Below are 19644 nucleotides of genomic sequence, written 5' to 3'. Positions count from 1 at the left end.
TTAGAAGTTTCAACAGATTCTATACCGCATATTTAAACCTTTTAAATCAGCATTATCTTGATAGTAATTACTCTCTTACTGAAGTACGAATTTTATATGAAATCAGTGAAAATAAAATAATAGCAGCTCAAAAAATCACTGAAATTCTAAATTTAGACAAAGGTTATTTAAGTAGGATATTAAAACGCTTTTCAAAAGAAAATCTAATAGAAAAAGTTGCATGCGATAATGATAAACGCATATTTAATATTAAACTTACTCCATCAGGAATTGGGCTTTTGGATTTCCTGAATATTAAATCTGAAAAACAGATTGAAGCCAAAATTGAAAAATTAAACTTCTTTGAAAAAGAAAATCTACAAACTTCAATCCAAAATGTAAAAAATCTCCTTTCAGGTATCAAACCAATCTCCACCGATATTGTCTACCGTCATAAAATTACTCCTGGAGATATTGGTTATATCATTTACTTACACGGTTTTATTTACGGAAATGAATCTGCTTTTTCAAAAGACTTTGAGAAGTATGTAATAAAAACCTTTTATGATTTTTTAGAAAAACATTCTCCCGACAATGACCGTATTTGGGTGGCAGAATACAATAATAAGATAGTGGGATGTATTGCAATAGTACATCAAACAGAAGAAGAAGCGCAGCTGAGATGGTTTTTATTAGACCCCTCTTTTAGAGGACTAGGAATTGGAAAAAAACTTCTAACCGACGCGATACAATTTTGTAATGAAAAAGAGTTTAAAAATGTGTTTTTGCTTACTACAAGCTTACAGGACAAAGCTCTTGAAATGTACAAAAAAACGGGTTTTCAACTTACTCAATCTAAAGAAGTAAGAGAATGGGGAGAAACTTTTAATGAGGAAAGATACGATCTTAAACTGAAATAATAAACAGCTGTATTATTTAAGCTCTGTCAAAGATTGTAACTTTGACAAAGCTTAAAAACACTATAAATATAGTTCTTTAGAAAGCTCTTCGTATGTGCGAAAAACCATCGCTCCCTCCCGTTCTAAATCATTATCATTATATCCGTTTGCAAAACCATAAACTTTAAAACCGCCGTCTATTCCGGCTCGTACACCAGCGACGCTGTCTTCAATCACAATACAGTCTTTTACATCAAAACCCATTTCTTTGGCTGCGTGCAAAAAAATTCCTGGTTCTGGTTTCCAGCTCCCTATTTGATAAGAACTAAAAAGCTTGTTCTCAAACTTATCCAATAAACCAGCGACTTCAAGATTTAAACAAATCTTTTCAACCGGCCCGCTTGAAGCAACACAATACGGAATTTTAAGTTTATTTATAAACTCAAGAACACCTTCCATTGGTTTGACCTGCGTTTTAAAAGCATCAAAACTTCTTTGACGGAATTCTGATTCAAAAGTTTCTGGAAGTTCTTTATCAATAGTTTCTTCAATATACTTGAAACAGTCTTTTAACTTACGACCGTTGAAATTACGATATGCATCTTCAATTTTCATTTCAAATCCATGCTCAGATGCCATTTCAAGTAATACTCCATTACCAATTTTCTCTGTATCTACTAAAACACCATCACAATCGAAAATAATACATTTAACCATTTTTATTGATTTTCATTTAATTACAATTTTAACTCGCACAAAAGTGAAGTCCTGTAAATTACAGAATATAATTCATTTAACTGCCGCATTATTATAAATGATAAAAAATCACTTTCTGATTAGAGAATAATTCTCTTTCAAAATAATTTCAAGCGGCATATAATGTATTTGCTCGGTATCTTCTTTTAAAACTAATTTTTTATATAAATACTGAATTGCCATATAACCTTGATCTTCGGGTTTTTGATTAATCAAAAAATCAATTACACCTTTGTTTAAGTATTCTATGTTTTCTTTTAATAAATCGTAGCCTATAATTCGGATGCCTTTTATATTATTTTGCTCTAAAAATTGGGCAGCAATATATGCTCTCGAATTGGGCACGAAAATGCTGCTTATCTCTGAAAACATTTCAAGATTTAGTTCATCAATCTTGGAATCTTTTAGAGTAACTTCTGAAAATTTAAAATTTGTAAGTTCATTATTGTCTTCAAAAAAAGAATAAAAACCTTTTATTCGCTGTAAATAAACGGATGTACTTTCGATTTCTTGAGTGATTTTAAAAATCAAAATATTCCTTTGTTTTTTTACTGCAAAACTTATGAGTCTTCCTGCCAAATAACCACTCTGAAAGGCATCTTGACCTACATAAGCATATTCATTATTGTTTGAAATATTCGAATCGATCATCACAACTGGAATATTCTTTTTTTTGTATTCATTTAAAAACTGAATAGAATCTTCGTGAAAAATGGGTGCAAAAAGCAATCCGTCGCACTCAAAATCCATCACTTTTTTTACTGATTCTTTAAATGAAACTGTATTATAATCATAGTAGAAATAATCCAAAACAATTCCGAATTTACTAAACTCTGCAGCCGCTTTTTCAATTCCTTCAGCCTGACTGCGCCAATATTCAAGATTTTCATGTTTGGGAAGAAAAACGGCAAAATGAAATTTCTTATTTAAAGCCAGATTACTCGCCAAAATATTACGCTTATAACCAAATTCTTCGATTATAGCATTGACTTTATCGACAGTTTCTTGTGCCGCCTGTCCACGATTATGAATAATTCGATCAACAGTTCCTGGAGAAACATTAGCTAATTCGGCAATTTTCTTTATTGTTATGATATTGATTCTTTTTAAGTTAAAATGATAAAAGCACCATTATAAAATTCTATTTTTTTAAGTAAAAACAGGTTGTTATACTTTACATTTTACATACATTTGTAAAACACCGTGTGCGTACACGTAAAATTACACATTATATATAAACGGCGGAACCTTTTATACTATTTATTTCAAAAACTAAAAATTAAATCTTACCTCATGATAATAGATTCATTACATAATGCAGCAAAATATTACAGTCTGCATCCCTATTTTAAAAAAGCTTTTGAGTACGTAAATCAAACTGATATTACAAGTCTTGAAACGGGTTCGTTTGAAATCTGCGAAGGTTTAAAACTTATTGTTATTCATGGTGATGGAAGCACTAGAGAAGAAAGCATCAAAGGTTTTGAATGTCACGATAAAAATATTGATATTCAAATTTCGATTCAAGGACCAGAAACTTTTGCTTGGAAGCCAAGAGAAAAATGTATAAAACCAAATGGCGATTACAACGACGAAAGAGACGTACGTTTTTTCTATGATAAACCCGATATGTTTTTTGAATTGCAGGAAAAACAATTTGCCATTTTATTTCCTGATGATGTTCACGCAGCAATGATTGGCGAAGGTTTTTTGAAAAAACTGGTTTTTAAGGTAAAGATCTAATTACTTGTTGGGGAAATTTCAAATTCCAATTGAAAAACGTAAACATTAAAATCAAACATATATAATCTACTTTATTTTTCAAAAATTGGAATTTAGAGTATTGAATTTTTAAATAAAACTAAATGGATTCTATATTTAATCTAAAAGGAAAAATTGCACTTATTACAGGTGGTGCGGGTGTGTTAGGCAGTAATTTCGCAAATGTTTTAGCGAAACAAGGTGTTATAGTTGGGATCGTTTCTCAATCTATTGAAAAAGCAGAAAAAACAGTACAGCATATAAAATCAAATGGCGGAGAAGGTTTTGCGATTCAAGCCAATGTTTTGAATAAAGAAGAATTAGAAAAAGCGAAAGACTTTATTGTTGAAAAATATGGTCGTCTTGATATTCTAATTAATGCTGCGGGAGGTAATATGCCGGGAGCAACTGTACAACCGGATCAAGCTGTTTATGATATGAAAAGTGATGATTTACAAAAAGTAGTCGATTTGAATATTATTGGAACTATGCTACCAACTCAGGTTTTTTCTGAGCTTTTTGCGAAGCAGAAATCAGGGAATATCATAAACATCTCATCAGCATCGGCACAAAGACCTTTAACGCGAGTTGTGGGATATTCAGCTTCAAAAGCAGCAATTGATAATTTCACACAATGGATGGCCGTTGAATTGGCTCAAAAATATGGCGAGGGAATTCGCGTAAATGCTATTTCACCTGGATTTTTTATTGGAGAACAAAACCGAGCTTTGTTATTAACTCCTGAAGGAAATCTAACTCCAAGAGGCGAAAAGATTATCGATCATACACCGATGGGAAGATTTGGAACGCCAGAAGATATTGATGGTGCTCTTTTATTTTTATGCAGCGATATGTCAAAATTCGTAACAGGAACAATCTTAAAGGTTGACGGCGGATTTGCAGCTACGAGTATTTAATAATCTAACATTACAAAACAACATAATACAAAATGGAACAAACATTAAGATGGTTCGGACCAAATGACCCTGTTTCTTTACAAGATATTGCACAAACTGGAGCAACTGGAATTGTAACTGCTTTACATCATATTCCTAATGGAGAAGTTTGGAGCATAGAGGAAATCAATAAACGAAAAAACGAAATTGAATACCAAGACGGCGACCCTAAAAAAGGCGCTTCAGGATTGACTTGGTCGGTTGTAGAAAGTATTCCAGTACATGAAGACATAAAAAAACAAACTGGAAATTATCTTCAATATATTGAAAACTATAAAGCAAGTATTCTCAATCTTGCTTCATGCGGTATTCAATGTGTATGTTATAATTTTATGCCTGTTTTAGACTGGTCTAGAACTGATTTATCTTATACGGTTGAAGACGGCTCAAAAGCACTTCGTTTTGATATTAATGCTTTTGCGGCTTTTGAATTGTTTATTTTGAAAAGACCTGGTGCTGAAAAGGAATATTCTGCCGAGCAGACTCAAAAAGCGAAAAGTTATTTTGAAGCGATGACTGCAGAAGACAAAGTAAAATTACAGCAAAACATTCTGGCTGGGCTTCCGGGTGCTGAAGAAGCTTATACTGTTGAGGATTTTTTAATTACATTAAGTGCTTATAATCATATTGACAGACAGGCTTTAAAAGACAATTTGTTTTACTTTTTAAAGCAGATTATCCCTGTTGCAGAGAGTAAGGGTGTTTTGATGGCAATTCATCCTGATGATCCTCCTTATCCCATTTTAGGTTTACCGAGAGTGGTAAGTACAGAAGAAGATTTGATCGAATTAATGAATGCTGCTCCTTCAAAATCAAACGGGTTTACGATGTGCACAGGTTCATATGGTGTTAGAGCAGATAATGATTTACCTGGAATTATAAGACGTCATGGAGATAAAATGAATTTTATTCATTTACGAAGCACGCAAAGAGATGAAGAAGGCAGTTTTTATGAAGCAAACCATCTTGAAGGCGATGTAGATATGTACGAAGTGGTAAAAGCAATTCTAGAGGTTGAAAAAAGAAACGACAGTAAACTGCCGATGCGTCCAGATCACGGGCATCAAATGCTGGATGATTTGAAGAAGAAAACAAATCCGGGTTATTCTGCAATTGGCCGCTTACGTGGACTAGCTGAACTAAGAGGGCTTGAAATGGGAATTAAAAAATCGCTTTAAAATTTTTCGATATCTTTTTAGATTAAATTTAAGAGTCGTTACCAATTCATTAACAAAAAACTAACTGTAATGATGTGATTTTTAATCACTATTAACTTACTTTGTATTTATTCTAAAAATTGTAATCCTATGAAAAAATTAAGTTTACTTGCAGTTACTTTATTTGCTGCATTTACAGTTCAAGCTCAGGAAGTTGTAAAATTTGCTCCACTGGATGCAAGTCCTGTAGATATTTCTTATTTTCCTAACAAACCTGTTAAGTTCAAAAAAACTGATAATCCAGCTCCTGTTGTAAAAGTTACCTATGCAAGACCATCTGTAAAAGGACGTACTATTTTTGGTGATTTGATTAAGTATGGAGAAGTTTGGAGAGTTGGTGCTAATGAAAATACTGAAATCAAATTTTACAAAGCAGTAACTATTGGCGGTAAAAATGTTCCTGCAGGAACTTACAGTTTATTTGCAATTCCTGAAAAAGACAAATGGACAATTATTATCAACAAGGAACTTGATTTATGGGGTGGTTATGCATATGACGAAAGTAAAGATGTTGTTCGAGTATCTGTTCCTGTAAAACCTGTTTCTACAGTTATCGAAGCTTTATCAATTGCTTTTACATCACAAGGCACACAGCAAATTTGGTAATTGGATGGGATAAAACAACGGTTGAACTGCCTATTACAGTTAAATAATTCAAACATAATATATAACAATAAAGAGACTTGAAAAAGTCTCTTTATTTGTTTAAAATTAAATCATTCGTATGCTATTACTTTTTCAAGGTTAAAGCATAATTCAGCTCTGACTTGATTATTTTTTTCTCTCGATCTAACATATATACTTTCTCAGGATCTGCGCTGTAATAACCGTAATAAATCTGATTCTCTGCAGGTTTGCCCCAATTCAATATATAGATTGTCCCGTTTGGATCGTTTTCTAAACCTCTTTCGGTATTAAAAAGTTCCTTTTTCTACAAACTCTTTTTCAGGCGACTTTCCTTTGTATACGGTAAATAATTCAAACTTATGGCTTTCCATAGTGCCATCACCTTGATAAATTTTCAGAACAGTTTCTATACCGCTGCAATCTGCACATGGTAATAATCCTTCATAAACATCAACCTTCGCGGCTGTACTTTTTTCAGTACTTACTGTTGTCGAATCTTTCACAGCAGTTTCTACTGTATCTTCTTTCTTTTTAGAATTGCAAGATGAAATCAGCGTTGCAATTACTAATACAATACATAGTTTTCTCATAATAATTATAGCTAATATTTAACTCAAATATAAAGAATTCTCTTTTGTCTTGTTTCAAAACCTATAAATTGTAAAGAAAATATTCCGTTATAATTATCCTATTAATTATTTTTTCTGACACTAGCGATTGTATAACTAAGTTTTGTATTTTTATAGAAAGCAAAATATTATAGTTAACTTAAATAAAAAACTAAATGGGAAAATTTGTAATTACTAAAAGAACCAATGGTGAATTTCAATTTAATTTGAAAGCTGGTAACGGCCAGACAATTTTAACAAGTGAAGGCTATACAACAAAAGCGGCCTGCACAAACGGAATCGAATCTGTAAAAACAAACTCACAAGATGATGGTCGTTATGACAGAAAAGAATCAAGTAACGGAAAACCGTATTTTAATTTAAAAGCCAGCAATGGACAAATAATTGGTTCAAGTGAAATGTATGAAAGTGTAGCTGCGAGAGAAAACGGAATTGAATCTGTAAAGAAAAACGCTCCAGATGCAGTTACTGATGATCAGACAGCATAAAAATTTATACCATAAAAAAGCGGGGCATATACCCCGCTTTTTCATTATTATGTAAACTAATACTATAATTCATCTCTTAATCTAACAAGAATACAATCAAACCTCTTGCGCCATGCGCTCCTAAAACTAATGACTGTTCAATATCGGCAGTTTTAGACGGTCCAGCAATAAAAGTCCCAAAACCGTACTCCTGATTTCCAATTCTGTCATAAGCCTGCTGCATAGTTCGGATAATATCTTTTTTATGAACAATTATCACTAAATACTGCGCAATAAAAGGTGCTACTCGCTGTCCTAAAATATCATCTGTAACCCAAAGTCCGCTGTTCTCTGCAACTCCAAAATGTGCTTTTACGACCGTCAATTCAACATCGTGAAGCAAATGTGGATCTACATTATTCCAGTCTAAAGAAGCGATTTCTGAAAGCTCTGGAAGCGTTGTAATTAATCTCTTTTTAAGATTATAATTGGCCTTTATATAATCGATTATCTCTTCATAACTAGATACTTCAACAGGATCACCTCCAATTCCTTTTAAAACCGTTTTATAGGTTTCTAGCGTATCAAAATCTTCGGAACCTAAAAGACTTAAATCTGGCAGTTCTGTAACCAAATCAGGCTGATTTAGTTTTATTCTGTTTAAAATTTCGGCTTTACTGCTCATTGTCTTTTGCTTTAGATTCTCTCGAATTTTTCTTGTACCACTCTCTAAAAGATTCCTCAGGAACGTCTGGCATTTCGCGCTGATCGTACCATTTATTCATTTTATTATTAACCATTGCTGGAATATTTTTCATTACAAATCTTCCCGATTTTCCTGCAATGTTAAAAATAGTTGGATTTGCCAATACTGTTGCCATTGTTTTCATTGCAATGGTTTTGGCTTTTGGTGTATAACCGTCTTTTACCAAAACCTGACGCCATTTGTACAGTTGATCGTGAATATCAATTTTTACTGGACAAACATTGGTACAAGAGCCGCAAAGCGTACTGGCAAAAGGCAGATCGGCATTTTTGCTCATATCTAAATTCGGTGCTAAAATAGAACCTATTGGTCCTGCTACCGCATTGTGATAACTGTGCCCGCCGCTTCGTCTGTAAACTGGGCAGGTATTCATACAAGCACCACAGCGAATACATTTTAAAGAATTTCTAAAATCTTCACGCCCCAACTGTTTGCTTCTTCCGTTGTCGACAATTACAATATGAAGTTCTTTTCCGTCTCTTGGTTTCTTAAAATGGCTTGAAAAAGTTGTTATAGGCTGTCCTGTTGCACTTCTTGCTAATAACCTCAAGAAAACACCTAAATGCTTACGTTGTGGAATCAGCTTTTCAAATCCCATACAAGCAATATGAACATCGGCTAAATGTGCGCCCATATCGGCATTTCCTTCGTTGGTACAAACTACAAATTCACCTGTTTCGGCTACAGCGAAATTTACTCCTGTTAAAGCCACTTTTCTAGTCAAGAAAGTATTTCTTAAACTATGACGAGCCGATTCTGTTAAATACTGCGGATTATAATTTCCTTTTTCTGTTCCCAGATGTTCGTGGAAAGTTTCGCTTACATCTTCTTTTTTAAGGTGAATCGCTGGAAGTACAATATGACTTGGCGGTTCTTTACGAAGCTGTACAATATATTCTCCTAAATCTGAATCGATAACTTCTATGCCTTTTTCGGCTAAATAATCATTTAAATGACATTCTTCTGTAAGCATCGATTTGGATTTTACCATTTGCTTTACATCATGTTTTGCCATAATCGAATGTATTATTTCATTGTGTTCTTTCGCATCAGCTGCCCAATGTACAATGATTCCGTTTCTTTGCGCATTGGCTTCAAATTCGACTAAATAATCGTGAATATTAGAAAGTACATTGGCTTTGATTTTTGAAGCCGTTTCACGTAATAATTCCCAATCATCAATTTGATGTGCCGATTTATCACGTTTCGCACGAACAAACCAAAGTGTTTCATCATGCCAATTGACACGCTCTACATCTTTGTTGAATTTTGCTGCTGCTTCGCTGTGCTGTATTATTTTTTCTGATGACATTTTTAATTATTTAAAAGTCAATTTTGGAATGCTTATAATGTTTTATTTAACCGCAAAGTGCGCAAAGAAAAAAACGCAAAATGCGCAAAGATTAAAATTAACTTTGCGAACCTTGTGTAAAACCTTGCTAACTTCGCGGTTAAATTTTATGCTCAACATTTGTTCTTAATTTTCGAGTGAATTTAATATTTCTGCAATATGAATGGTTTTGATTCTACTTTTTTGTCTTTTCAAAATTCCATCCAAATGCATTAAGCAAGACATATCACCACCTGTAATATAATCAACATTATGACTTTCGTGATCTTTAATTCGGTCTTGTCCCATTTTTACAGAAACGGCTTCTTCAGTAACACAAAATGTACCTCCAAAACCGCAGCATTCATCTTTTCTAGTTAAAGCAACCAAATCAAGTCCTTCGATATTGTGAAGTAATTGCTCGGGTTTCGAGAAAAATGGAGCATTTAATTCTGACATCTGCGAAAGATGTAATCCGCGTTGTCCGTGACAGCTCACATGCATTCCCACTTTAAAAGGAAAACGCCCATCGATATGATCAATTTTTAAAATATCAGTTATGAATTCTGTTAGTTCGTAAACAGTGTTTCGAATTGCTGTCGCTGCTGCTTCATTTTTATCATCATGCAAATGGTCTTTTACATGCAGAACACAACTTCCAGAAGGGCATACAATATAATCGAATCCTGAAAAATTGGCTATAAAATTAGTATCACAGCCTTTTGTTAAGTGTGCATAACCGCTGTTTGCCATTGGTTGTCCACAGCAGGTTTGTCCCATCGGAAAATGAACTTCACAGCCTAATTTCTGTAAAAGTTCGTATGTCGCAATACCCACTTTTGGGTAAAACTGATCGACATAACATGGTATAAATAGCCCGATTTTCATATTCTTGGTAATTATTATTTTTTCACGCAGATTTTAAAAAGATTTAAGCAGATGTACGCAGATTTTCTAAAACTAAATCTGCTTAAATCTGCAGAATTTGCGTGAAACAAAAATCTACTTAATCTTTTATCCCGATAACTATCGGGAGTGGCTGATTTTTTTTTAATGCTTATAAAATTTCAAATCAATTAAGTCATTCTGAATGGGTTTAGGATTCCAGTTTTGATGAATTGCTAATGCAGCTCCCAAAGCACTTGCCTGCGCCATTGATGCGGCATAAACTTCAATATCAGGAAAAGCTTCGGCTAATAAATTCATATAAATTGAATTTTTACTAAAACCTCCGTCTACAAAAATTTTCTTTACAGGGCTGTTATGAATGACTAAGTTAGTTGAAAATACTTGTTGTTCTACCAAATCCAACATCAATTGATGATAGGCGATTTCATAGCTTTTAAATGTTGAAAGCTCTCTATTTTGAAAAGGGCATTCTTTCAGTATATCAAAATTATACTTTTTAGGGTAAATAATCTGAAAATTTAAGGCTCTTAAATTAGATACAATGTTTTTATCAAAATAAACCTCTTTGTATGTATCAACTGGAACTTTAAAATACTCTGCTAATCTTTTGGTTTGTATTTCGTGTTCGTTTCCTGCAAAAAGTCTTGCGGCTTTTACGGGTTTTTCTGTGTATTGCAAATAACACAAACAATCATTTTGTAATTCTTCAAAAGTCAATTGTTTATTATTGAACGGATTTAAGGAAATACTCCAAGTTCCTGTTGACAATAAAACAAAAGGTTCTGTAAAATTTATGGTATACGGAATTATGGCTGATGAACTATCGTGAAGTCCTGCACCTACTGATAAACCATCTTTTGTTTTGATAACGTCTTTTCCAGAATAAAACTCAGGAATTTTAGATGAAATGCCTTCATTTTTTAACCATTTATGGTATTTCATTTTTTTGAAATTCCAAAGATTGGTATGACAACCCACGCTTGTAATATCGGCGTAAGCTTCATTGGTTAAAAGAAAACTTAAGAATTGCGGAAGATGCAAACAGTATTCTACTTTTTCAAATAATTCTGGTCTTTCTTCTTTTAAACGGTAAATCTGCATTCCTGAATTTAAGCTTCCCAAAACCGGAGAAGCTGTTTTTACAGCAAATCGTTCTTTACCTTTATACTTATGATAGAAATCGTTTTTTAAATCCTCTGGATAATCTTTTAGATAGTTATACAGAGGAGTTAAAATTTTTCCTTCTTTATCAATGTAGACAAAACTAGCACCATAGGTACTAAAATTGATCGCTTTTAATACATAATTGGTTAAAGCTTTTATTTCTTCTAAACGCTCAAAAATCCAATTTTTAAGCACTTCTATATTCTCACACGGAAAACCGTCTTCGTCGACTGTTTCGTCTAGATTGACTGATTTCTCCCAAACGATTCTATAGTTTTCATCAAATAAGAATACTTTTTTGTTTGTTTTACCAATATCAAAAATTGCAACTACATTCATTTTTTTAATTGTAAATTGTTAATTATCAACTGTTAATTACAAATTACAGAGTTATGATTTTTGCCAAGTCTTTTTTAAAAGAACCAACATAAAAATAACATTGGCATTAACTCATAATTTATAATTAACAACTAATAATTTATAATTATAATCCTGTCGCTAATGTTTTTAATCCTCTTTCTCCAATAAGATTTTTTCTAACAGAAAGGCTTCTGTACAATTCAACTGGATTTAAAGCAGCTCCAGAGCGGAAACGTGCCTCAGCAACTAACGCACGAACATCTGTACGGAAAGCATTTTGAAGAATTTCCTGTGCTTTTACTACATCATTTTCTTCCTGTGCCTTTTCTAATGCTTTTCTGTCTACAGAAAGTGCTTGTGCATAAGCAATCATAATAGCTTCTACAGACTGCAATAAATCTTCTAACGGATCTTTGATGTTGTGTGATGCATCGATCATCCAGCCAAGATCTTTGGCATGATTCATTCCTCTTGCATCCATTCCTTCAACTAATTCATTAAAAATTAAAAATAATTGATATGGTTTTAAAGCTCCAGCAGTTAAATCGTCGTCACCGTATTTTGAATCGTTAAAGTGGAATCCGCCCAGTTTGTTTTCCATTAATAATAAAGAAACAATCTGCTCGATATTTGCATTTGGTAAATGATGTCCTAAATCGACTAATGTCTGCGCTTTATCGCCTAACTTTTTAACATACGAATAAGACTGTCCCCAATCAGCTACTGTCGTTGAGTAAAAGTTAGGCTCAGCACATTTATATTCTAAAAATAATTTCCAGTTCGAAGGCAATGCATCGTAGATTTCTTCTAAACTTTCTAATGTATTTTGATACGCTTTACGAAAGTTCAACTGCCCAGGAAAATTGGAACCATCAGCAAGCCAAACTGTTAATGACTCTGATCCTAATTCAATCCCGTGTTTGATTACTTCAATATTGTGAGCAATCGCTTGTTTACGAACTGCTTTATTTACGTTTTGCAACGAACCGTATTTATAAGTATGTTCTGAATCTGCCTGATCTTGAAATGTATTGGAGTTCATGGCATCAAACTTTAAATTATGCTGCGCTGCAAGTGCTTTTATTGCTTTATAATCTTGTGGAATATCCCACGGAATATGCAGCGAAATAGCTCCTGAAGCATTATTTAATTTATGAAGCAAACCAACATCTTCGATTTTTTCTTCGATTGAACGCGGTTCTCCTCCACCTGCAAAACGTCCAAATCGCGTTCCTCCTGTTCCTAAAGCCCAAGATGGAATTGCAATCTGAAAATCGATTAGTTTTTGAATAATCGCCTCAGTATTATCAATTTCTGATGCTGTAAAAACCAGTTTATTTTGGTGTTTTTTTAATAATTCCTCGTTATGAGATTCAATATTGTTTGATCCGATTATCATAATACTTATTATTTTAATAGAGATACAAGATATACAATTTAATTTTATTCGTGTGTTTTTAACACATAAAAATATAACCTTAAAAGTTCTCACATCAAAACACCTAATTATGCATTAATGATGAATCTATTTTTCATTCTTAAAACTTAAGAAAAAACTATATTTCTACAGGTTAAAGCATTTTTTTGAACTCGAAAATTATATAATCGTTCTCTGCGTTTAACTTTATTATTTTATGCTATTTAGTCTTCTTTATAAAACTCTTATGTCTAAAAAAATCTAACGTCCGAAATATCGAACGTTAGACCACAAAAAACCACTTTTGCTTAAACAAACTTATAAAAAAACCTAAACAATCTTTATCTATAAAAGCCCATCGCAACACCACCGTCTACGTTTAAAGCATTTCCTGTTGATTTACCAAGTAAACCACCAACAAAAGCAAAACAAGCGTTTGCAATATCATCTGGCAATATGATTTCGTTTAATAACGTACGTTTTGCATAATAAGCTGGAAGTTCTTCAACTGTAACTCCATATGCTTTTGCACGACCTTCTGCCCATCCGCCAGACCAAATATTTGAATCTGAGATTACAGCATCAGGATTTACTGTGTTTACACGAATTTTATCAGCTCCTAATTCGGCAGCCATTAAACGTGTTAAATGTGCTTGTGCAGCTTTAGCAGAACCGTATCCAGGATTATTTGGACCAGCAACAACTGCATTTTTAGAAACAATGTTTACGATGTCTCCACCAAAACCTTGTTTGCGCATTACTTCGATTCCAGCTTTAGAAACAATAAACTGTCCTTTTACTAAGATATCGTATAATCTATCCCATTCTTCAAGAGTATGTTCTGCAATAGATTTTGAAATACTGATTCCAGCATTGTTTACAATAATATCTACACCTCCAAAAGCTAAAGAAGCTTGATCTAAAGCTAATGCTGTACTAGCTTCGTCTGTTACATTAAGCAATGTACTTGCAACTGCATCTTTTCCAAAAGCTTTAATAAACTCAGCTGTTGCACCTTCTAAACGTTCTTGGTTAATATCGTTGATTACTACGCAAGCGCCTTCTTGAGCAAACTTCTTAGCAATAGCTTTACCAATTCCGCCCGCAGAACCTGTAATCACAGCTACTCTGCCAGACAATGCTTTTGGTTTTGGCATACGCTGTAGTTTTGCTTCTTCTAACAACCAATATTCAATATCAAAAGCTTCTTGGTGTGGCAGCGAAGTATATTCTGAAACGGCTTCTGCGCCTTTCATTACATTTACTGCATTCACATAATATTCTGATGCCAAACGCGCCATCGTTTTATCTTTTGCAAAAGTGAACATCCCTACTCCTGGATATAAAATCACAACTGGATTTGGGTCACGCATTGCAGGAGAATTCGATTTCTTGCAGGCATTATAATAGTCTTTGTACATTGCACGGTAAGCTTCAAAAGCCGGAGCTAGTTTTGCTTTAACCGCATTTATATCTGATAAATCCTCGTTTGGATTTAATTCTAAAACCAATGGACTGATTTTAGTTCTTAAAAAGTGATCTGGACAAGAAGTTCCTAATGGAGCTAATTTTGAAAGATCATTTGAATTAATGAATTCCAAAACTCTTGCATCATCTGTATAATGACCAATCATTTGACGCTCTGATGAACAGAAACCTCTTAAAATTGGAGCAACTTTTGCGGCTTTCAATTTACGATCTGCTTCTGGAAGGCTTTCGATTTTTTGACCTCCAAAAACCGGACGTTTTTTACCGTAATTGTTTTCAAGATATTCAGCACATTTTTCGATTACTTCTAATGTGTTGATGTAACTTTCGTATGCAGTATCACCCCAAGTAAATAAACCGTGAGAACCTAACATGATTCCTCTTAGTTTTTTACCTTTCTTTTCTGCTTCTTCTAAACAACTTCTTAATTGAAGTCCTAAATCGAAGCCTGGACGCTGCCAGCCTACCCAGCCGATTTCTCCATTAAATAATTCTTCTGTAATTTTTGCTCCGTCTTTTGCTGCTGCAATTGCAATAGCAGCATCTGGATGTAAGTGATCGATGTGTTTGAATGGTAAAAAACCATGCAAAGGTGTGTCGATAGACGGCGCTTTTGAAGCTAAGTCGAAAATACAGTGATTGAACAATTCTACCATTTCATCTTCAAACTCAATTCCTCTGTATACATTTTCAAGATTGCGAAGTCTGTCTAAATATAACGCCGCACAACCTGATTTTGTTAAAGTTCCAATATCTCCCCCAGAACCTTTAATCCACATAACCTCAGAACTTGCCCCAGTTAATGGATCTTTATCCGTAATTTTTACAGAAGTATTTCCTCCTCCGTAGTTTGTCAATCTTAAATCGGCTCCTAATAAATTAGAGCGATAAATGAAAAGCGCTACTTCATCACCAGCTAGTTCTTGAGCTTTTGCCTCATCCCAAAGATAGCTAACATGCTTAAAATTCATATTTTTTGTATTTGTATTTGACATTGTTATCATATGTTTTTTCAGTATTTATAAAGAGTTTCCAATTCCCACTAAAACAATCGAAAGCATAATTAATCCGATTCCCCAAAGGAATGTTCTAAATGTTTTTTTCGATACTCCTGTCCATTCTTTCAAATAGAATCCCCAGAAATTAGCCGTTAGAATAATAGTTGCCATGTGCAGAATCCATGAACTTGCACCGTTTCCTAGTTTGCTTTCGCCCATTCCGTAAAAGAAAAACTGCAAAAACCACATTGTTCCGGCAAGTGCTGAGAAAAGCACATTTTTAGTAATTGGAGTAGATTTGTTGGTGTAATCACCAATACTTTTGTTTTTGAAGTTAAGATATAGACACCAAATAAAATTGGTAGTCAAACCTCCCCAAAGCAAAACAATATAAGTTACGTTGTTTTGAAATAAAGGATTACAGCCAAATTCAACTGCTTTTTCTGCCATTGGTTTTCCAGCTTCGATTCCGTAATTAAAAAACGAACTCAAGATACCCGAAATAACAGCTACAGTTAAACCTTTTGCTAGACTAAAATCTTTATCCTTATCTTCATGACCTGTTGCAAAATCCTTTTCTTTCAACATTCCGGCTTTTCCAGAAATAGCGATTCCTAAAAGGCAAACCGCAACGCCCAATAAAACCAATTGTCCGCCAGAACTTGCCAGCATATCCGAAAATGAAATTTTACCTTCTGTTGGGTATAAATCGTAATAAATAGAAGGAACTAATGCTCCAAAAGCAGAACAAAATCCTAAGGTAATTGAATTTCCTAATGACATTCCAAGATAGCGAACACCTAAACCGTATGTTAAACCTCCAACTCCCCAAACTAATCCCATCGAATACGTAAAGGCTTTGATAGAAGGAGAAGCTGCAACGATGATTTCTGTAAAATTTGGAATCGTTAAATAAGCCGCAATCGGCGGTACAATTAACCAAGAAAAGAAACCGCCCACAAGCCAGTAGCTTTCCCAAGCCCAATCTTTAACTTTTTTAAAAGGCATATAAAAACTACCCGAAGAAAATCCTCCGATAGAATGAAAAATAATTCCTAATAATGATTCCATTTAATAATTTTGTTTTTTGGTTAATTGTGATAGTTAATTTGGTTTTGTAAAATAATATAATGCTCGAAAGAAAACTGTCCTGTACTATCCTTTATGAATCTTGTAATTATGTTAAAACTGCTTATTATTTGCAAAGAACAATCCTTAAGTATTGGAAAAGTAAATTTAAAAACGCTATTTTAGCGATTGATTTCGTAATTATTATATCCTCAGTTCACTACCAAATTGTGAAAAACACTTAAATATAAAACAAGCCGTATTTAATTGCGCTTTTTTTGTAAGGAAAGTAATAAAATCAGTATGTAAAGCAGGTTTTAAAAACCATTTTTTTAATATTATAATTTAAAATTATGTTTCATGGCCAAAATATGAAACTAGTTTGCAAAACATAATCATGATTAAATTAATTAAAATAGATGAAGATTCGAGGGTTCCAAAATACAAACAAATTGTAGACTCGATTTTACAGAATATTGCTAACGGAAATTTAAAAATAAATCAAAAAATCCCCTCTATAAATAGTTTCAGTGAAGAATTTTATATGTCGCGCGATACTGTAGAAAAGGCATATAATATTCTGAAAGAGCGAAAAATTATTTCATCGATTAGAGGAAAAGGATATTATATTACCAGAACAAAACTAGAATCTAAAGTAAATATTCTGTTTTTATTTAATAAACTGAGTGCCTACAAAATGAAAACGTACAGCTCGTTTATTAACACACTTGGCGCTAATGCTCATACTGACCTTCATATTTATCATTGTGATGAAACACTGTTTTTAAATTTGTTAGACAAGTTTGAAGGTGCATATGATTATTATGTGATTACGACCCATTTTAAAACTGATGAGTTAAAACATTTGAGTTTTACTGATGAAGTTGCAAAAGCAATTCAGAGAATTCCGCAGGAAAAATTAGTTTTAATGGACAACATTAAACTAGGAATGGAAGGCGAAATTATTAAAATATATCAGGATTTTGAAAATGATATTTACAATGCTTTAAAAGAAGGTTTAGAAAAAATATCAAAATACAAAAAGCTGATTCTAGTTTATCCCGACAAAGCTGTTTATCCTTATCCAAGAAGAATCCTGCACGGATTTAGAAAATTCTGCGTAGAACACGAAATTAATTTTGAAATTCTAAGTGAGGTTTACGATGATATGATTCTTAAAAAAGGAGATTTATTTATTACCATTGAAGAATCTGATCTTGTAAACTTAATGAAGCAGATTCGTGATGAAGAATTTATTCTAGGAAAAGAAATAGGCGTTATCTCTTATAACGATACTCCTTTGAAAGAATTACTGGGTATTACTGTAATGTCTACAGACTTTAATGTAATGGGCGAAACCGCTGCACGAATGATTTTAAATAAAGAAAAAGGACAGGTAAAAGTGCCTTTTAATTTTATTGATCGAAATTCTATTTAAGAGGTTCAAAGGTTCATAGATGCAGAGGTTCAAAGGTTTTAAAAGAAAACTTTTGAACCTTTGCTTTTAAAATAAAATTCTCAAAACAATATTTTTTCTTTTAAATTACCTCCAAACTTAGCTGGAGGTAATTTCAAGACTGTTTCAATAAGTATACTATTTTCACTGCTTTCTGATTTTTTGATTCGAACAATTTAAGATCAAATCTAAAATCGCAATAAAAAGTTCTAGTACTTTATTATTTCAATTTACTTAATGCTTTAGAGTTTCTAAGAAGAAAAACATATTGAAAATAATCTGTTGTAAATGAACTTTCCTGAGGAATAATGTTTTCTCCAAAAACTCTTGATTTTATGTTTATCAGATTTTGTGATTTAAGATAAGGCGACTTTTGAGAATTAAGTTTGAAAAGAGTAATCGCATTAGGTTTGCTCAATTCTTTTAAGTCATTAATTCCTTTTACAAGCATTAAAGGTCCATCTGCATTCAACCAATCTATTCTTTCGTTTTCTGGTGTTGGAAATTGTGGGTTTTTAGGAAGATACATTTCGCTGTCTATAGTATAACTAACCATACTTGTTGTTTTAATTCCAGCCTCTTTCAATTGTGCCGCAAATGAATCTTTTCCTCCCTCAGATTTCTTTTGTATAGTATGAAAGTATCCAAAAAGACCGTAAAACTTTTCATTCTCTATATTCATTTTTTTAATTGAATTCTTAAAATTGGCGATCATCGCTAAATCTCTCGAACCTTTTGAAGTATCATCAAAATTCTTATCGATTCCGATCACAGTAATTTTTGCAGAATCAGCTAATTTTTGATTGTAATCATAAACAGCATTCCATTTATCAAACAGCTCTTGGCTCGATTGCTGAGGAATTCTTTTAGCTATATTTAAAACAACATCTTTTAGTACTGCTTCATCTTTGCTGTTTTTTAATAAAAAGCTATTTAGTTTATTGGCTGTTAAACTATCCATTTCGGCAATATAATACTTGATTCCCGCTTTTTTATTCAGGAAAAATAACATCTCCTTATCTAGAGTTTGATTATCTGCATAACCGTGAATTTCTCCTAAAAGAAAAACTTTTGATTTATAAAAATCGTCATCAAATAATTTCTCGTTGATTGACTTTGTTGTCTCAACTTGATTTTTTGCTAAATAATCAATATTTTCTTGGTTTGCAGAACCTATAAATATTTTACTGCTGATGTAAAAATAGGCTAGGAAAATTAAACAAATGCTTAAAAAAGAAATAAGTGCGATTTTTAAAAATTTTAAAGTTTTCTTCATGGTTATAGAGTTATATTATTTTGATTCAAAAGTATTTTAAGCTGAACAAATAATAAATTTTTATGTACTGAACTGTATTTTTTATATGACGAATTGTATTTTATTGCAAAAAACAACCATT

At 32.9% G+C, this 19644-nt stretch carries 18 protein-coding genes; 7 read left to right on the top strand and 11 right to left on the bottom strand.

Annotated features, from left to right (window positions below; translation table 11 throughout):
* Positions 1-899: bifunctional helix-turn-helix transcriptional regulator/GNAT family N-acetyltransferase (locus tag BOW55_RS18055; protein WP_164975065.1), on the top strand; the 899-nt coding region annotated here is incomplete at its 5' end.
* Between the two features lie 60 nt (positions 900-959).
* Here the strand turns inward: BOW55_RS18055 and BOW55_RS18050 are convergent.
* Together BOW55_RS18050 and BOW55_RS18045 are read right to left on the bottom strand one after the other, a co-directional pair.
* Positions 960-1595, bottom strand: coding sequence for an HAD family phosphatase (locus tag BOW55_RS18050; RefSeq protein WP_129025576.1), 636 nt, complete (start codon positions 1593-1595; stop codon positions 960-962).
* A gap of 108 nt (positions 1596-1703) precedes the next feature.
* Positions 1704-2711: a LacI family DNA-binding transcriptional regulator gene (locus tag BOW55_RS18045; protein WP_129025574.1), complete on the bottom strand. Its 1008-nt coding sequence runs from the start codon at positions 2709-2711 to the stop codon at positions 1704-1706.
* Between the two features lie 216 nt (positions 2712-2927).
* On the opposite strand from BOW55_RS18045, the gene BOW55_RS18040 reads away from it, so the two are divergent.
* The 4 genes from BOW55_RS18040 to BOW55_RS18025 all read left to right on the top strand — a co-directional run bounded on the left by BOW55_RS18040 (position 2928) and on the right by BOW55_RS18025 (position 6174).
* Complete coding sequence (locus BOW55_RS18040) at positions 2928-3377, top strand: YhcH/YjgK/YiaL family protein (protein WP_129025572.1); 450 nt, start codon at positions 2928-2930, stop codon at positions 3375-3377.
* Between the two features lie 122 nt (positions 3378-3499).
* The gene (locus tag BOW55_RS18035; RefSeq protein ID WP_129025570.1) at positions 3500-4312 is read left to right on the top strand and encodes an SDR family oxidoreductase; all 813 of its coding nucleotides are present in this window, start codon (positions 3500-3502) and stop codon (positions 4310-4312) included.
* Between the two features lie 32 nt (positions 4313-4344).
* A complete protein-coding gene (gene uxuA, locus BOW55_RS18030; protein ID WP_129025568.1) occupies positions 4345-5529 on the top strand; it encodes a mannonate dehydratase in 1185 nt (394 codons plus the stop codon).
* Between the two features lie 129 nt (positions 5530-5658).
* Positions 5659-6174, top strand: coding sequence for a DUF2911 domain-containing protein (locus tag BOW55_RS18025; RefSeq protein WP_371414536.1), 516 nt, complete (start codon positions 5659-5661; stop codon positions 6172-6174).
* 308 nt (positions 6175-6482) lie between these two features.
* Here the strand turns inward: BOW55_RS18025 and BOW55_RS21435 are convergent, their stop codons facing one another.
* Positions 6483-6785, bottom strand: coding sequence for a copper resistance protein NlpE N-terminal domain-containing protein (locus BOW55_RS21435; protein ID WP_241686607.1), 303 nt, complete (start codon positions 6783-6785; stop codon positions 6483-6485).
* Positions 6786-6979: 194 nt separating this feature from the next.
* Here BOW55_RS21435 and BOW55_RS18015 point away from each other — a divergent pair, with 194 nt between their 5' ends.
* Complete coding sequence (locus BOW55_RS18015; RefSeq protein WP_129025566.1) at positions 6980-7312, top strand: YegP family protein; 333 nt, start codon at positions 6980-6982, stop codon at positions 7310-7312.
* Between the two features lie 76 nt (positions 7313-7388).
* Here BOW55_RS18015 and BOW55_RS18010 read toward each other — a convergent pair whose 3' ends face one another.
* From BOW55_RS18010 to rhaT, 7 genes are all read right to left on the bottom strand, one after another.
* The gene (locus BOW55_RS18010; RefSeq protein ID WP_129025564.1) at positions 7389-7976 is read right to left on the bottom strand and encodes an LUD domain-containing protein; all 588 of its coding nucleotides are present in this window, start codon (positions 7974-7976) and stop codon (positions 7389-7391) included.
* Positions 7966-9369: a lactate utilization protein B gene (locus tag BOW55_RS18005; RefSeq protein WP_129025562.1), complete on the bottom strand. Its 1404-nt coding sequence runs from the start codon at positions 9367-9369 to the stop codon at positions 7966-7968. Before BOW55_RS18005 ends, BOW55_RS18010 begins: the two co-directional genes overlap by 11 nt.
* A gap of 165 nt (positions 9370-9534) precedes the next feature.
* Positions 9535-10275 carry a (Fe-S)-binding protein gene (locus BOW55_RS18000; protein WP_129025560.1) on the bottom strand — a complete coding sequence of 247 codons (741 nt, stop codon included), beginning with the start codon at positions 10273-10275 and terminating at the stop codon, positions 9535-9537.
* Between the two features lie 162 nt (positions 10276-10437).
* On the bottom strand, positions 10438-11799 hold the full coding sequence (locus BOW55_RS17995) for an FGGY-family carbohydrate kinase (protein WP_129025558.1): 1362 nt from the start codon (positions 11797-11799) through the stop codon (positions 10438-10440).
* Positions 11800-11944: 145 nt separating this feature from the next.
* A complete protein-coding gene (locus BOW55_RS17990; RefSeq protein WP_129025556.1) occupies positions 11945-13219 on the bottom strand; it encodes a TIM barrel protein in 1275 nt (424 codons plus the stop codon).
* Between the two features lie 359 nt (positions 13220-13578).
* Positions 13579-15720: a bifunctional aldolase/short-chain dehydrogenase gene (locus BOW55_RS17985; RefSeq protein ID WP_129025554.1), complete on the bottom strand. Its 2142-nt coding sequence runs from the start codon at positions 15718-15720 to the stop codon at positions 13579-13581.
* A 24-nt stretch (positions 15721-15744) separates the two neighbouring features.
* Entirely contained in the window at positions 15745-16794 is a 1050-nt protein-coding gene (rhaT, locus tag BOW55_RS17980) for an L-rhamnose/proton symporter RhaT (protein WP_129025552.1), read from the bottom strand.
* 394 nt (positions 16795-17188) lie between these two features.
* Here rhaT and BOW55_RS17975 point away from each other — a divergent pair, with 394 nt between their 5' ends.
* A complete protein-coding gene (locus tag BOW55_RS17975) occupies positions 17189-18229 on the top strand; it encodes a GntR family transcriptional regulator (RefSeq protein ID WP_099718710.1) in 1041 nt (346 codons plus the stop codon).
* Between the two features lie 238 nt (positions 18230-18467).
* On the opposite strand, the gene BOW55_RS17970 is transcribed toward BOW55_RS17975, so the two are convergent.
* Positions 18468-19523 carry a hypothetical protein gene (locus BOW55_RS17970; RefSeq protein ID WP_129025550.1) on the bottom strand — a complete coding sequence of 352 codons (1056 nt, stop codon included), beginning with the start codon at positions 19521-19523 and terminating at the stop codon, positions 18468-18470.
* Positions 19524-19644: the final 121 nt, after the last annotated feature.

Source organism: Flavobacterium sp. YO12 (genome assembly GCF_004119495.1).
In the GTDB taxonomy this organism is placed as follows: Bacteria; Bacteroidota; Bacteroidia; order Flavobacteriales; family Flavobacteriaceae; genus Flavobacterium.
Note: the sequence above shows the minus strand (reverse complement) of the source record. Positions and strands in the feature narration are given on the sequence as shown.